The 15,146-nt window shown below is 39.7% G+C and carries 14 protein-coding genes, 1 tRNA gene and 1 pseudogene; 14 read left to right on the top strand and 2 right to left on the bottom strand.

Annotation, left to right across the window (positions count from 1 at the left end; translation table 11 throughout):
• Positions 1–34: 34 nt before the first annotated feature.
• The 9 genes and pseudogenes from HMPREF2728_RS01005 (at position 35) to HMPREF2728_RS00965 (ending at position 7,846) form a co-directional block, all read left to right on the top strand.
• Positions 35–122 (top strand) — tRNA-Ser (locus HMPREF2728_RS01005).
• A gap of 532 nt (positions 123–654) precedes the next feature.
• On the top strand, positions 655–1,803 hold the full coding sequence (locus HMPREF2728_RS01000) for a DUF4767 domain-containing protein (RefSeq protein WP_075226807.1): 1,149 nt from the start codon (positions 655–657) through the stop codon (positions 1,801–1,803).
• A 152-nt stretch (positions 1,804–1,955) separates the two neighbouring features.
• Positions 1,956–2,660, top strand: coding sequence for a hypothetical protein (locus HMPREF2728_RS00995; protein ID WP_075226806.1), 705 nt, complete (start codon positions 1,956–1,958; stop codon positions 2,658–2,660).
• Between the two features lie 133 nt (positions 2,661–2,793).
• Positions 2,794–3,243, top strand: coding sequence for a MarR family winged helix-turn-helix transcriptional regulator (locus tag HMPREF2728_RS00990; RefSeq protein ID WP_075226805.1), 450 nt, complete (start codon positions 2,794–2,796; stop codon positions 3,241–3,243).
• Between the two features lie 3 nt (positions 3,244–3,246).
• Positions 3,247–4,011, top strand: coding sequence for a nuclear transport factor 2 family protein (locus tag HMPREF2728_RS00985; protein ID WP_075226804.1), 765 nt, complete (start codon positions 3,247–3,249; stop codon positions 4,009–4,011).
• Positions 4,012–4,024: 13 nt separating this feature from the next.
• On the top strand, positions 4,025–4,984 hold the full coding sequence (locus HMPREF2728_RS00980) for a zinc-binding dehydrogenase (protein ID WP_075226803.1): 960 nt from the start codon (positions 4,025–4,027) through the stop codon (positions 4,982–4,984).
• Positions 4,985–5,713, top strand: coding sequence for an ATP-binding cassette domain-containing protein (locus HMPREF2728_RS00975; protein WP_075226802.1), 729 nt, complete (start codon positions 4,985–4,987; stop codon positions 5,711–5,713). It abuts the gene before it with no gap.
• Positions 5,706–7,226, top strand: coding sequence for an ABC transporter permease/substrate-binding protein (locus tag HMPREF2728_RS00970; protein ID WP_075226801.1), 1,521 nt, complete (start codon positions 5,706–5,708; stop codon positions 7,224–7,226). Before HMPREF2728_RS00975 ends, HMPREF2728_RS00970 begins: the two co-directional genes overlap by 8 nt.
• A pseudogene (locus HMPREF2728_RS00965) lies at positions 7,223–7,846 on the top strand (endonuclease III domain-containing protein). Before HMPREF2728_RS00970 ends, HMPREF2728_RS00965 begins: the two are co-directional and overlap by 4 nt.
• Before the next feature lie 184 nt (positions 7,847–8,030).
• Here HMPREF2728_RS00965 and HMPREF2728_RS00960 read toward each other — a convergent pair.
• Positions 8,031–8,564 carry a TetR/AcrR family transcriptional regulator gene (locus tag HMPREF2728_RS00960; RefSeq protein ID WP_075226800.1) on the bottom strand — a complete coding sequence of 178 codons (534 nt, stop codon included), beginning with the start codon at positions 8,562–8,564 and terminating at the stop codon, positions 8,031–8,033.
• A gap of 133 nt (positions 8,565–8,697) precedes the next feature.
• Between HMPREF2728_RS00960 and HMPREF2728_RS00955 the strand changes: the two genes are divergently transcribed.
• Together HMPREF2728_RS00955 and HMPREF2728_RS00950 are read left to right on the top strand one after the other, a co-directional pair.
• Positions 8,698–9,594 (top strand): cation diffusion facilitator family transporter, encoded by an 897-nt coding sequence (locus HMPREF2728_RS00955; protein WP_075226799.1) that lies wholly within the window; start codon positions 8,698–8,700, stop codon positions 9,592–9,594.
• Between the two features lie 79 nt (positions 9,595–9,673).
• A complete protein-coding gene (locus HMPREF2728_RS00950) occupies positions 9,674–10,711 on the top strand; it encodes a zinc-binding dehydrogenase (RefSeq protein WP_075226798.1) in 1,038 nt (345 codons plus the stop codon).
• 67 nt (positions 10,712–10,778) lie between these two features.
• On the opposite strand, the gene HMPREF2728_RS00945 is transcribed toward HMPREF2728_RS00950, so the two are convergent.
• On the bottom strand, positions 10,779–11,780 hold the full coding sequence (locus HMPREF2728_RS00945) for a LacI family DNA-binding transcriptional regulator (protein ID WP_060956127.1): 1,002 nt from the start codon (positions 11,778–11,780) through the stop codon (positions 10,779–10,781).
• A gap of 168 nt (positions 11,781–11,948) precedes the next feature.
• Here HMPREF2728_RS00945 and HMPREF2728_RS00940 point away from each other — a divergent pair, with 168 nt between their 5' ends.
• From HMPREF2728_RS00940 to HMPREF2728_RS00930, 3 genes are all read left to right on the top strand, one after another.
• Positions 11,949–13,127, top strand: coding sequence for a galactokinase (locus HMPREF2728_RS00940; RefSeq protein WP_075226797.1), 1,179 nt, complete (start codon positions 11,949–11,951; stop codon positions 13,125–13,127).
• A gap of 18 nt (positions 13,128–13,145) precedes the next feature.
• The gene (locus tag HMPREF2728_RS00935; protein ID WP_075226796.1) at positions 13,146–14,627 is read left to right on the top strand and encodes a UDP-glucose--hexose-1-phosphate uridylyltransferase; all 1,482 of its coding nucleotides are present in this window, start codon (positions 13,146–13,148) and stop codon (positions 14,625–14,627) included.
• Positions 14,628–14,696: 69 nt separating this feature from the next.
• Positions 14,697–15,101, top strand: a complete 405-nt coding sequence (locus tag HMPREF2728_RS00930) for a PaaI family thioesterase (protein ID WP_006152721.1) — start codon at positions 14,697–14,699, stop codon at positions 15,099–15,101.
• Positions 15,102–15,146 lie beyond the last annotated feature (45 nt).

Genomic DNA, 15,146 nt, shown 5'->3' with positions numbered 1-15,146 from the left:
GTCGGTGGTTCGAGTCCACTCGTGCCCATTAATAGGAGAATTACTCAAGAGGCTGAAGAGGACGGTTTGCTAAATCGTTAGGTCGGGTAACTGGCGCAAGGGTTCGAATCCCTTATTCTCCGTAATTAGAGCTTTTTAGCTCTTTTTTTGTGTTTTTGACTGTAAAATTTGGCTCTTTGATAACTATAGTAGGGCGATGAATTCTTACAATCTGGAGTGAAACAAAATGATTCACTCTTTTTATTTCACACCTAGGAAGTTTCTAGGTTTAAAGTTATTAAACTAATCGAATATATTCGTTTTTTAGAGATTTTTGTAGTCTTTTTCCTAGCTTCTATCTGCATTTCTATTTTAGTCTTTCGATGTGTTAATGTTCTTTTTTTAATTTCCTATAAGTTTCTAATATAAAATAATTATATTAGAAATCACCTTTAAATAATGGTTTAATCTCTTTTTGTTATAGCTCCTATTGGCCTTTCCTACATTATGTTTAGATCTATAGTATTTATCGAAGGTGTATCTAATATAAGAATAATAGAACTTATTTACTTAGTATTTGTATATATAAGTTTTTTTTATTTTACCGAAACTCTAAAATATTTGATATAATGTAGGCAAAGCTATGGTCACCATTCATTTCAAGAGGAGATTTTTATGGGTAATAGAAGTATAGTAGGAAATCTGTTTATTCTTATATTTAGTTTTTTAACAGTTGGTTGTAGTAATCAAAATTCTGATGTTTCTAGTAATGATATTAGTTTATCTACTACAACTAGTCAGTCAACTACTTGTAACGAGATAAAGTCTGGGGAGTCTAAGAAAGATTACAAAGATTTATACAAGCCAGTTTTTGAGGATTACAAAAAGATATTTACTACTTCTAAAGATTCAAGTGCAATTGCAAATCTTTATCAAAAATTGAATGCAACTGAACGCCCTATCAATAGTTGGTCAGTTGAAAATGCGGTTTTTCAATCAGATAAAATGAGTTATGCCTATGCAGATCTTAATAAAGATGGTGTAGAGGAATTGCTAATAGGGGTTGAGCAATCTAATGGTGATTATTTTATTTCAGGTCTTTATTATCTTGTGAATGAGAAGCCACTCCTTTTAGCAGAAGGCTTTGTTGCAGGTCATGGTGGTGCTAGGAATTCTATGAATATCTATAAGGGTGGTGATATCCTGGAATTAAGTTGGTCCTCTGGAACAGGAGAAGGTAGAGGAGTACTCTATCATCTGAATTCGAACCAACAAGCAGCAAGTAAAGTTCAGGAACAGGACATTCGTGTTCCTGGTAACAAAAGTTTGCATTCTGATTTTGGTAAGACAGAGACAGAATTAATGAATTTCAAGCAACTAGATTGGGAGAAATTTGATGATTCTAGTAGCTCGACTATCTTGGGAGATAAGCAAAGGGCCCCTTGGAATACTAGTAAATCTGCTAAATTAGAAGCTTTCATTAAAGGATGGGGAGAAAGACTTGGTCAACCGAATTACAAAAAGGGAATTTCTGGTGGTGATGTTGGTGCAGATAATCTCTATACCTTTGGAGATGGACCAAGCGAAAAAATGAATGCCGAATACACGGATACAGGTTTAGGTAACGCTAAGTATCGAATTGTGGAACGCTATAGTAACTGGGATAAATACCCGGACGTGCATAGCTACTTTTTTGCGATAACTGATACTGGGGAAGCGATTGTTTTTCATTCTCCAACAACAAATGGTGGGGTTATGTACTTAAAACCGACAGAGAATACAGAGATCCAAGCAGAGTTTAAACGCTTAGTTGAGGAAGAGTAGAAAAATGAAGAGTTTGGTCAAGGCCAAGCTCTATTTTTTAAAATCTCTTCTTTCATTTTTATATTCTTTGAGTATTTAATGGTATACTAGTGTTATATAAGAACGTAAAGCATTATTTGATGATGATTCTATAATCCAGGAGAATAATTTCTATGCCAAAAAGTGTGAAGTTTCATAGTATTTATTATAGATTTGTTCTATTTATAGTTATTTTATATTTTTTGGGTGTTCATCAAATTGCTGGGCGAGGTATTCAAGAATTTACTATCTTTGATTACGCCTTCAACTTTCATCAAACACAGTTAGGGTATTTCCTTCTTTTATTAATTTTAGTTGGCATTGGTATTAATTTTCTTTTTCCTTGGAAATTATATATTACTCAGAATGGGATATACATTAGAAGGTTAGATTTATTTGTTCCTTGGAGTGATATCAGTGGAGTTTCCCATGTTTGGATTAACAAAGGGAGTAATTTTAGAAGAGGGCTTGTTTTTTATAACAATAAATGTTTAGTTTTCTATCGTAATAATTATAAACCGATTTGTATCTATAATACTTCTTTATTAGCCTTATTTCTTGTCAAACTCTTTAATTCTCAGATCAAGACGAATATCATATCAGCTAGTTTTGCTACGGGATTTAATATTCTATTGAATACATCAATTGTCTGTTATCTTTACTTTCTTGATTTAAAAACTCTTAGTTTTAGTTATTTTTTACTTTTTTGCTTACTCTACTTTATAAAAATTTTTATCATTCCTTTATGCTTGGTTTCTAGTCAAAATTCTAAGTATGGTCCTTATCTGGTCCATAGTAGTTTCTTTAAGAGGAATGCTTCAGATGTGATTCATGTTTAATTTTATAAAAATGATGACTTTCTACTTTTGGGTAGGAAGTTTTTTATTATTTCTATATCGAAATAGTTGAAAGATGTAATAAAAAGCATTACAATAAAATCAGAAAGTTCGATATAGAAGTAAAGGAGACAAAATGGACAAGATGTTAGGGGGCTACCAAGCTCTACAGATTCGATTGTTGAATGGGCGTATCTTTCAAAAACTCTTGAGCAAGGAACCAGATGCTCAATACAGAAGTGAGCAGGGAAAAGTTTTAACAATCTTGTGGAAGCAAGAGTTGGGTTGTGCTACCGCAACTGACATTGCTCTTGCGACAGGTCTGGCAAACAATACGCTGACCAGTATGGTTAAGAAATTAGAAGAACAGGGTTTGGTTGCGATTAAGCCTTGTACACAGGATAAAAGAAAAAAATATATCTCTTTGACAGATCTCGGTTGGGCGCAAAAAGAAATTGGAGACCGTGTTAGTAAAGAGTTAGGTGAAATTTTCTACCAAGGATTTTCGGATCAAGAAATCCAGGAATTCGAAGCTTATCAAGAGCGTATTATCACTAATTTAAAGAAAAAAGAAAACGAGGAATAAATCATGTCCATTCAAGCACAAAATGCACAAAATCTATATATTCGTGCTATTCAAGATGGCCGTGTAGCAGAAGCGCAAGCAAGCTCAGTAGGGGATACCTATATCCAACACTCGACAGGAGTGCCGGATGGGAAAGAAGGATTCGCTACTTTTTTTGCAGATTTTATCAAGCGCCATCCAGAACGTGAAATCAAGATTGTTCGTACCATTGAAGATGGCAATCTGGTTTTTGTTCATGTGCACCAGTACCTAAACGGTGGAGAAGCCCAATGGGTGACGACAGATACTTTCCGTGCAGATGAAAATGCTCGTATCGTTGAGCATTGGGATGTTATTGACTACTATCGTACACCTGAAAATGAGCAACTTGATCAGATCTTTGGAGATTTTGAAATCAAGGACTTGGACAAGTCAGCGGAAAATAAAAAGCTGGTCCGTCGTTTCTTGACAGAAATTTTCCAAAACAAGGAGCTCGATCAATGGGAAGACTTTGTGGCAGAGGATGTGATTCAGCATAATCATGAGATTGGGCAAGGGAGTCAAGCTTATAAGGATTACGTACGCGAGCACCATGTGGCCTATGACTTTGTTTTCCAACTCTTGACTCAAGGAAATTTTGCAGTGAGTTATGGTCAGGTATTGATTGATGGCGTTGCCTATGCTCAATACGATATCTTCCGTTTAGAAAATGGAAAAATTGTCGAACATTGGGATAATAAGGAAGTTATGCCTAAGGTAGAAGACTTGACCAATAGAGGGAAATTTTAAAAAGGAATACATTATGAGAGCAGTTGTTGTAAGCACTCCAGGTGGACCGGAGGTATTAGAAGTTGTCGAACGACCAAAACCAGTCCTGAAGGCAGGCTGGACCCTGGTGAAAATCCAAGGATTTGGCATCAATCATAGTGAAATTTTTACCCGTAAGGGACAATCACCATCTGTGAAATTTCCTCGTGTATTAGGGATTGAGTGTGTCGGTCTTGTGGAAGAAACGACACGACCGGATTTGAAGATTGGTCAACAAATCATTTCCATTATGGGAGAGATGGGGCGAGCCTTTGATGGAGGTTACGCAGAGTATACACTTCTTCCAAATGAACAAATTTATCCAATCAAGACAGAACTTGATTTGGAAAGCTTGATCGCCCTTCCGGAAACCTATTACACGGCATTTGGCTCTTTTCTCAATCTTAAGATTGAGGAGAAAGATAGCGTGTTAATCCGCGGAGCAACCAGTGGTGTAGGAATTGCTTTTGCTAAACTGCTTAAAGGGAAATTCCCTAATATACACTTGGCAGGAACCAGCCGAAATTTAGCTAAGGAACAGCAATTGAAGGCAGTCGGATTTGATCAGGTGATTTTGGACAAGGATGGCGTCTTGCAAACGCAAGAGCAGTTTAATAAGGTCTTAGATCTTGTCGGTCCAAGCGCTATTCTCGATACTTTTGCGCGGACAGCAGAAGGTGGGATTATCTGTTCTTGTGGCCTACTGGGTGGTCAGTGGACTGTTCCAGACTTTGATCCAATCGAGATGCTCTCTCGCAATCTCTACTTGACGACCTTTGCTTCTGACAATGTGTCTCAAGACAAGCTTCAGGCTTTGGTAGACTTTGTCGAGCGTTATCATGTGAATGTAGGGCCTGAAAAAGTTTATAAGATTGACCAAATTCAGGAAGCGCATGCCTATTTGGAAGGAAGCTATTCTTTTGGCAAAGTTATTGTGAAAAATGAGGAAGACTAAATGATTGAATACAAAAATGTAGTGCTGCGCTATACGGATACAGACATTTTAAAAGATGTCAATCTCCGCATTGAAAATGGAGAATTCATGGTGCTAGTGGGTCCTTCAGGATCTGGAAAGACCACCATGATCAAGATGATCAATCGTCTCTTGGAGCCGACTGATGGCAATATCTATATGGATGGGAAACGCATCAAGGACTATGATGAACGGGAGTTACGTCTCAGTACCGGCTATGTTCTTCAGAAAATTGCTCTCTTTCCAAATCTCACGGTTGCTGAAAATATAGCATTGATTCCTGAAATGAAGGGCTGGAGTAAGGAACAAATAGCCTCTAAAACAGAAGAACTCTTGGACAAGGTGGGTCTGCCTGCTGCAGAGTATGCAAAGCGCATGCCTAGTGAGTTATCGGGTGGGGAGCAACAACGGATTGGGATTGTGCGGGCTATCATTGGGGAACCAAAAATCTTGCTGATGGATGAGCCTTTCTCTGCTCTCGATGCCATTTCTCGCAAGCAGCTGCAGGCTCTTACCAAAGACTTGCACAAAGAATTTGGTATGACGACTATTTTCGTGACCCATGACACAGACGAAGCTTTAAAATTAGGAGATAGAATAGCTATTTTACAGGATGGAGAAATTTGCCAGGTCGCTGACCCTGAAACAATTTTACAAGCACCTGCGACAGACTTTGTAGTGAACTTGTTTGGAGGTAGCCTTCATGTCTAATTTGATTTCAACCTTTCAAGAGCGTTTTGGGGAATGGTTAACCGCTCTTGGTCAACACTTACAATTATCGCTTCTGACCTTATTGGTTGCTATTTTTCTGACCATTCCACTTGCGGTTTATCTAAATGGACACAAAAAAGTGGCGAATTGGGTGCTACAAGTTACGGGTATCTTCCAGACCATTCCTTCAATGGCCTTGTTGGGACTCTTTATTCCTTTCATGGGGATTGGAACCTTACCAGCCCTTACAGCCCTTGTCATCTACGCTATTTTCCCGATTTTAGAAAACACAATCACAGCCCTGAATGGCATTGATCCTAGTCTTGAGGAGGCAGGGATTGCTTTTGGGATGACCAAGTGGGAACGACTCAAGAAGTTTGAAATTCCACTTGCCATGCCTGTCATTGTATCGGGGGTTCGAACAGCGACCGTTATGATTATTGGGACAGCGACTCTAGCAGCTCTTGTGGGAGCTGGTGGATTGGGCTCCTTTATCCTTTTGGGAATTGATCGTCGGAATGCTAGTCTCATTTTAATCGGAGCAATCTCATCAGCCATCTTGGCCATTCTCTTTAATGTCATTCTCAAATGGTTGGAAAAGGCAAAGTTGCGTACGATTGTTTCGGCCTTTGCTGTCATGATCCTTGGTTTGGGAGTTAGTTATGTTCCAAGCATCATCCCACATGATGAGAAAGACAATCTCGTCATTGCTGGGAAGTTAGGACCTGAACCTGAGATTCTCATGAATATGTATAAACTTCTCATCGAGGAAAATACGGATATGACGGTGACGGTCAAGCCTAACTTTGGGAAGACAGATTTCCTTTACCAAGCACTGAAAAAAGGAGATATTGATATCTATCCAGAATTTACAGGTACTATTACAGGCTCTCTCTTGAAGCCAACTCCTAAAGTGAGCAATGACTCTGAAGAAGTTTATGAAGTAGCGCGTGATGGCATTAAGAAGCAGGATAATCTAGTCTTGCTGAATCACATGGCTTATCAAAACACCTTTGCTATTGCAGTTCCAAAAAGTATAGCTAAAGAATATCATTTGAAGACTATTTCTGACCTAAAGGGAGTTCAAGATAAACTGAAGGCAGGATTCACTCTGGAGTTTAATGATCGTGAGGATGGAAACAAGGGCTTACAGTCTGTTTATGGTTTGAATCTCAATGTGGCAACCATGGAGCCAGCTCTTCGCTATGATGCGATCAAGGCTGGAGATATTCAGATTATGGAAGTCTACTCGACAGATCCTGAAATCGAGCGTTACCAACTTCAAATTTTAGAAGATGATCAGCACCTCTTCCCGCCTTATCAAGGGGCGCCATTCATGAAAGCTAAATTACTCGAGAAACATCCTGAGTTGGAAGCTAATCTTAATAAACTAGCTGGTAAAATCACTGAGAGCCAGATGAGTCAGATGAACTATCAGGTTGGTATTGATGGTAAGGATGCTTATACTGTTGCACATGATTTCTTGGTGGAACAGGGATTATTGAAGAAATGATGAGGCAAGAAGAAATACAAGAGACTCTTTTGCGACTCTGTAAGCACTATGGAGAACAAAATTGGTGGCAATAGGATAACAAGTTTGAAGATCTGGTATCTACTATTCTTATACAGCGAACATCTGAGAAAAATGCTAAGTTGGCTTTAGCTGGTCTTATGGATGTCATGACAGTAGAGGGTATCCTAGGGTTATCGCTAGAAGATTTACAGGAACGTATTCGACCTGCTGGATTTTTTAAGCAAAAGTCTCAAACGATTAGGGGACTTCTAATCTGGTTAAGAGAAAATGGTGGTTTTGAGGTTCTTGCTAGGATTGGAACAGAAGATTTACGGAAGCAACTTTTGGAGTTAAAAGGGATTGGACCAGAGACTGCAGATGCACTTTTACTATATCTTTTTGATCGTTCAGTTTTTATTTCGGATGAATATGCTAGAAGACTTTTTCGACGATTAGGATTTGGAAATTTTGATACCTATAATGAAATGCAGGCTGTTTATTGTAACGTATTGGAAGGACTTACTCTCAAACAATGCCAAGAGATTCATGCTGTTATTGATGAACATGGGAAAGTTTTTAGCAAAAGTAAAGGCCAGTTAGACGAAAGTTGGTTACGATAAAAAATTCTAAGGCTTCTTGTCTTAGAATTTTTTAGTTAATGTACTTGCTTAAAAAATCATAGTTTGATCAGATTAATAAATAGAAAGTAGAGGCAAAATATTCATGGTGAATGGAATATTTGAATGATAAAATGTCGACTGGTATTTTTCTTTTGAGTGGGTATGAAATCTATAGTTGTGTTTGCTACTTCATCCCCATGACATCTAAGTAAAATCTCACTACTTGATCTTCCTTATAAGATTTCCCCTTTTTCAGCCACCAGGTTAGAGTTTCGATAAAGTTAGTTACAACATAGTGTTTGAGATAAGAAGCAGGAATATTAGGATAGGAAACTTGCAAGTTCTCTGCTACCATAGGATAAACATGGTGTTCCAATTCTTTCTGCAATTGCCGGAGGAAGTAGTCATTTTTAGAGAAAAGAAGACTGGTGACGTGGTCCTGATTTTTCTTAAAATGTGAAAAGATATGTGTCAAGTAAGCATTTGTAGTTATATTTTCCTCACGTTCAAAAAGATGATGAAAGAGATAACGGCAGAGCTCGTCTAGAAGCAGTTCCTTACTTTCATAGTGACTGTAAAAGGTGGAGCGACCGACATCTGCTAGGTCAATAATTTCCTGAACAGTGATGGATTCAAAATTTTTTTGATTTAGTAATTGTAAAAAAGCAGTATAGATAGCTTTTCGTGTCTTGGTAATGCGACGGTCTTGACTAGTCATATGAACACTTTGAACAAATCGTTCAGTAACTTACAAAGAGAACAGTTTGCCCCTATCCTTTCTTTTCGGAGTAAGAGATAATACTAGTAAAGGGAATATTTATACTACTATTATACCAAAGGAGGACGGAAAAATGACAACGAAAGGTGCGGTTTGGCTCGCTTTTTTCTTAAATTTGAGTTATGCCATTGTCGAGTTTATCGCTGGTGGAGTATTTGGTTCTAGTGCTGTTCTTGCTGACTCTGTCCATGATTTGGGAGATGCAATCGCAATTGGGCTATCAGCATTTCTAGAAACAATCTCCAATCGTAAAGAAGATAGTCATTACACTTTGGGGTACAAACGTTTTAGTCTCTTAGGTGCCTTGGTAACGGCTGTGATTCTCATGACAGGTTCTGTTCTTGTCATTTTGGAGAATATAACGAAACTCTTTCATCCACAAGCGGTCAATGATGAGGGGATCCTCTGGCTAGGAATCATTGCTGTTAGCATTAATGTGCTGGCGAGTCTAGTAGTTTGCAAGGGAAAAACAAAAAACGAATCTATTCTTAGCCTGCATTTTCTGGAAGATACTCTGGGTTGGCTGGCTGTTATCCTAATGGCCATTGTTCTGCGATTTACCGACTGGTATATTCTGGATCCGCTCTTATCTCTTGTCATTTCCTTCTTCATTCTGTTAAAGGCTATTCCACGTTTTTGGTCTACACTCAAGATTTTCCTCGACGCCGTGCCAGAAGGAGTGGATATCAAGCAAGTAAAGAGTGATTTGGAACGGTTGGAGTATGTGGCTAGTATCAATCAGCTTAACCTATGGACCATGGATGGTTTGGAGAAAAATGCCATTGTCCATGTTTGTCTAAAAGGAATTGAACAGATGGAGCTCTGCAAGGAATCGATTCGAAGCATGCTCAAAGATTGTGGTTTCCAAAATATCACCATTGAGGTTGATGCAGATCTAGAAACTCACCAAGCCCATAAGCGCAAAATTGAGGAGTTGGAAGTAGATAAAAGTCATGAATATCATCATTAATGAGACGTAGTATAAGTGAGCGAAAGCTTCATAAAAAGTGTATACTTGAAATAAGTTAGATACAGAGAGGTAAATGTTTATGAAATCAGCAGTCTATAAAAAAGCAGGTCAGGTTGGTATTGAAGAGGTTAAACATCCAAGCATTCAAGAATCGGATGATGTCATTATCCGTGTAGTTCGTGCTTGCGTTTGTGGTTCAGACCTATGGAGTTACCGCAATCCAGATATTAAAGCGGGACATAAAAATAGTGGACACGAAGCGATCGGAATCGTTGAAGAAACTGGAGAAGCCATTACAACGGTCAAGCCTGGTGATTTTGTGATTGTGCCATTTACTCATGGTTGTGGGGAATGTGATGCCTGTCGTGCTGGATTTGATGGTTCCTGTGATAATCATATCGGAAATAACCTAGGAGGGAATTTCCAAGCTGAATATCTCCGCTTCCACTATGCCAATTGGGCACTTGTAAAAATTCCTGGACAACCGTCTGACTACACAGAAGGTATGCTCAAGTCTCTCTTGACTCTGGCTGATGTCATGCCAACAGGCTATCATGCAGCGCGTGTGGCAGATGTAAAACCAGGTGATAAGGTTGTCGTTATTGGGGATGGAGCTGTTGGGCAATGTGCTGTCATCGCAGCTAAAATGCGTGGTGCTTCACAAATTATCCTTATGAGTCGTCACGAAGATCGTCAAAAGATGGCCTTGGAATCAGGAGCGACAGCTGTTGTAGCTGAGCGAGGAGAAGAGGGCATTGCCAAGGTGCGTGAAATTCTTGGCGGTGGAGCAGATGCAGCACTTGAGTGTGTTGGTACTGAGGCGGCTGTTGAGCAAGCACTGGGTGTCCTTCATAATGGCGGTCGTATGGGATTTGTAGGAGTTCCACATTATAAGAATCGTGCTCTTGGTTCAACCTTTATGCAAAATATCTCTGTTGCAGGTGGAGCAGCTTCTGCAACAACATACGATAAGCAATTCTTGCTCAAAGCTGTTCTTGATGGTGATATCAATCCAGGTCGTGTCTTTACTTCAAGTTACAAACTAGAAGATATTGACAAAGCATATAAGGCCATGGATGAACGCAAGACCATTAAATCTATGATTGTGATGGATTAAAAAAAGAAAATCCTAATAGAGAACTGAAAAGTTCTTATTAGGATTTTTTTATGTTCAAGTTTTGTACTTAATGCAAGGTGCTTTCTCTTAAAGTCAGTTTGGTTCCAAGCATGGTGAGGCTTGGAATTTTACGGCCGTGAAGGACTTCTCTGTTCAAAATATCCATTCCTGTGCGTCCCATTTCTTCGGTGTAGACAGTAATACTAGAAAGTGGTGGGAACACTTGCTTGGTTAGAATAGTATCATTAAAGGAAATAATGCTGACGCGCTCTGGTATGCTGATGCTGGCTTCTTGAAGGGCGCGAAGGGCTCCGATTGCCAAACTATCACTAGCTGCAAAAAAGGCCTGTGGAAGCTTATCTCCTAATTTTTCGATAGCCTCTTTCATCAAGTCGTATCCAGATTGGGCAGTAAATAGTCCTTGGAAAATGAATTTCTCGTTATAAATTCCTTTTTCTTGTGTATAGGATTTAAAGTAATCTAAGCGTTTATCTGAGATAACTTCTTCATGGTCAGTAGTAGTTTCAAGACCGGATAAGATACCAATCTTCTTAATCCCATGATCTGTAAAGTAATCAACCACCTGTCTAACCGCATTATAGAAATCCGTAATGACACAGGTATGACCAAGGGCAATCGTATCACTGTCAAGGAAAACTAGGGGCTTGTGATATTCTTCAAACGAGGCAATCTGTGCTTGGCTAAATTTCCCGATACAAAGAATCCCAATGACTTCTTCGCTAAGCGTAAAAGGCTGGTCATTAAAATAGCGCAAGATGTCGTAATCTAATTCTTGAGCTCTATTTTCAATTCCTAGTCGAATCTGGTAGTAGTAGAGATCTTCTAACTCTCCCTGTTCACTGACCCACTGGATGATTGCGATTTTCTGTTTGAGTTTATGAGATTCACCTGTTTTGAGATGTTTGGTGTAGCCTAGTTCTTCGGCAACGGTTAAAATACGATGTCTGGTTTCTTCTGTCACAGATAGACTCTGATCGCGATTGAGGACACGGGATACAGTTGCGATCGAGACAGAGGCTAGCTGAGCAATATCTTTGAGTGTAGCCATAATTCCCCTCCTTTTTAGGTTATTATAGCATATTTTTCTTCCTTTTTACTCATAGTTTAGTAAAATATCGGTAAAAATGTTGACCTAAGCAAAACCCTTGGGTACAATAGAAGAAAACGATTACAGGATAAACTTTTTTACCTAATATTTCGTCAAAGGAGAATTCATATGACACAACATCTTACTGCTGAAGCACTTCGCAAAGCTTTTCTTGCTGTTTTTGGTCAAGAAGCGGATCAAACCTTCTTCTCACCAGGGCGCATCAACTTGATTGGGGAACATACTGACTATAATGGTGGCCATGTTTTCCCAGCAGCTATTTCATTAGGAACTTACGGAGCTGCACGCAAGCGCGATGACCAGGTATTGCGTTTCTACTCCGCGAACTTTGAGGACAAAGGCATCATTGAAGTACCTCTAGCTGACCTTAAGTTTGAGAAAGAGCACAGCTGGACCAACTATCCAAAAGGTGTCCTTCATTTCTTGCAAGAAGCTGGTCATGTGATTGATAAAGGTTTTGATTTCTATGTTTTTGGGAATATCCCAAATGGTGCGGGCTTGTCTTCTTCTGCATCTTTGGAGCTTTTGACTGGTGTCGTGGCAGAATACCTCTTTGACCTAAAATTGGACCGTTTAGATTTAGTAAAAATCGGAAAATTGACAGAGAATAATTTTATCGGTGTTAACTCTGGTATCATGGACCAATTTGCTATCGGTATGGGGGCAGACCAACGTGCTATATACCTAGATACTAATACTCTAGAATACGACTTGGTTCCCCTTGATTTGAAGGACAATATCGTTGTTATCATGAACACTAACAAACGCCGTGAACTTGCGGATTCTAAATACAATGAACGCCGTGCTGAATGTGAAAAAGCAGTAGAAGAACTCCAAGTGGCCTTGGACATTCAAACCTTGGGTGAATTGGACGAGTGGGCTTTTGATGAATTTAGTTACCTCATCAAAGATGAAAATCGTTTGAAACGTGCTCGCCATGCTGTTCTTGAAAACCAACGTACCCTTAAAGCGCAAGCTGCTCTTCAAGCAGGAGATTTGGACAAGTTTGGTCGTTTGATGAATGCTTCTCATGTTTCACTTGAGCATGATTATGAAGTGACTGGCTTGGAATTAGATACCCTTGTTCATACAGCTTGGGCTCAAGAAGGTGTTCTTGGTGCTCGTATGACAGGAGCAGGTTTTGGAGGTTGTGCTATTGCCTTGGTTCAAAAGGATGCTATTGAGTCCTTTAAAGAAGCTGTAGGCAAGCACTATGAAGAAATCGTTGGTTACGCTCCAAGTTTCTATATCGCTGAAGTGGCAGGTGGAACTCGCGTTCTTGATTAGTCAGAAGGAGGTTTTCTAGTGACCTTAGTAGAAAATTTTGTGACCAAAGTCATTGCAGAAAGTAGCTTTGAAGAGTTGGATCGGATTTATCTGACCAATCGTGTTTTAGCACTGGTGGGAGATGGAGTTCTTGAAGTTGAGACTGACCAAGATGATTTGATTGAACTAAAAGATCAGCTTATCGAGGAAGCCGTTCGATTGGAAACGATTGAAGATAGTCAGGCTACACGTGAGATTCTCGGTGCTGACCTCATGGACTTGGTAACGCCTTGTCCAAGTCAGGTTAATCGTGATTTTTGGGATACCTATGCCCAGTCTCCAGAGCAGGCGATTGCGGATTTCTACCAACTCAGTCAGAAGAATGACTACATTAAACTAAAGGCTATCGCAAAGAATATTGCTTATCGTGTACCGTCTGACTACGGTGAACTGGAGATTACCATCAATCTCTCTAAGCCTGAAAAGGATCCAAAAGAGATAGCGGCAGCTAAGTTGGTTAAATCCAGTAACTATCCTCAATGTCAGCTCTGTATGGAGAATGAAGGTTATCATGGTCGTGTCAATCATCCAGCTAGAAGCAATCACCGAATTGTTCGTTTTGATATTTCTGGGCAGGAGTGGGGCTTCCAATATTCGCCTTACGCTTACTTTAATGAGCACTGTATTTTCCTAGACAGCAAGCATCGTCCTATGGCTATTAGTCACCAAAGTTTTGAACGTTTGTTGGCGATTGTGGAGCAGTTCCCAGGCTATTTTGTAGGTTCGAATGCTGATTTGCCAATCGTGGGTGGTTCCATCCTGACTCACGATCATTATCAAGGTGGGCGCCATGTCTTTCCAATGGAAGTGGCTCCTATTCAGAAAAGCGTTACCTTTGAAGGTTTTGAAACTGTCAAAGCAGGGATTGTTCAGTGGCCTATGTCCGTCATTCGACTAACTTCAGATTCTAAAGAGAATTTGATAGAACTAGCGGATAAAATCTTACTGGCTTGGCGTCAATACTCAGATCCAAGTGTACAGGTCTTGGCAGAAAGTAATGGAACACCACATCACACTATCACACCGATAGCCCGTAAGCGAGATGGGCAGTTTGAGTTGGATTTGGTCTTGCGGGACAATCAAACATCTCCAGAGCATCCAGATGGTATCTATCATCCCCACAAGGATGTCCAACATATCAAGAAGGAAAATATCGGCTTGATAGAGGTTATGGGCTTAGCCATTTTGCCACCACGCTTGAAGGAAGAAGTGGAGCAAGTAGCAGCTTACCTAGTCGGAGAGGGCGTTTCTATTGCGGATTATCACCAAGAATGGGCGGATGAATTGAAAGACTCCCATCCTGAATTGACTGACAAAGACCAAGCTCTTGAAATCGTCCAAGAATCTGTTGGAAAAATCTTTGCTCGAGTTTTGGAAGATGCAGGAGTTTACAAGCAAACAGAAGAAGGACAAGCTGCCTTTATGCGCTTTGTGGAGCTGGTTGGTATTTTGCCCGAATAAGTACTTGTCTCTTGCGTAGAGTCTTGAAAAGTAGTATCATAGTGTCGTTTGAAATATCAGGAGGAACGTATGAAAGATTTTCACTTTGACGCTATATCTGCCTTTGAAAATTACGAAATTGAAAAAATGAGAGATGGCCACGTTGTGGTGACGACAAAAGTAGTGGACTCCTCACTCAACTACTATGGAAATGCCCATGGAGGTTATCTATTTACCCTTTGTGACCAAATCAGTGGTCTTGTGGTGATTTCGCTAGGATTAGACGGGGTGACACTCCAGTCTTCCATCAACTATCTGAAAGCTGGAAATCTAGGGGATGTTCTCACTATCAAAGGAGAATGTGTCCATCAAGGACGTACCACTTGTGTCGTCGATGTTGACATCATCAACCAAGATGGCCGAAATGTCTGCAAGGCAACCTTCACCATGTTTGTCACAGGACAACGATCTGAAGATAGACAGGTGAGGATATAGAAAAAAAGAGGCACATTGAACTGCACCCCAAAAGTTAGACATAAA

The sequence above is a fragment of the Streptococcus sp. HMSC061D10 genome, assembly GCF_001808865.1.
In the GTDB taxonomy this organism is placed as follows: domain Bacteria; phylum Bacillota; class Bacilli; order Lactobacillales; family Streptococcaceae; genus Streptococcus.
The sequence above is the reverse complement of the archived record's forward strand: the minus strand, read 5'-3'. Positions and strand labels throughout refer to the sequence as shown.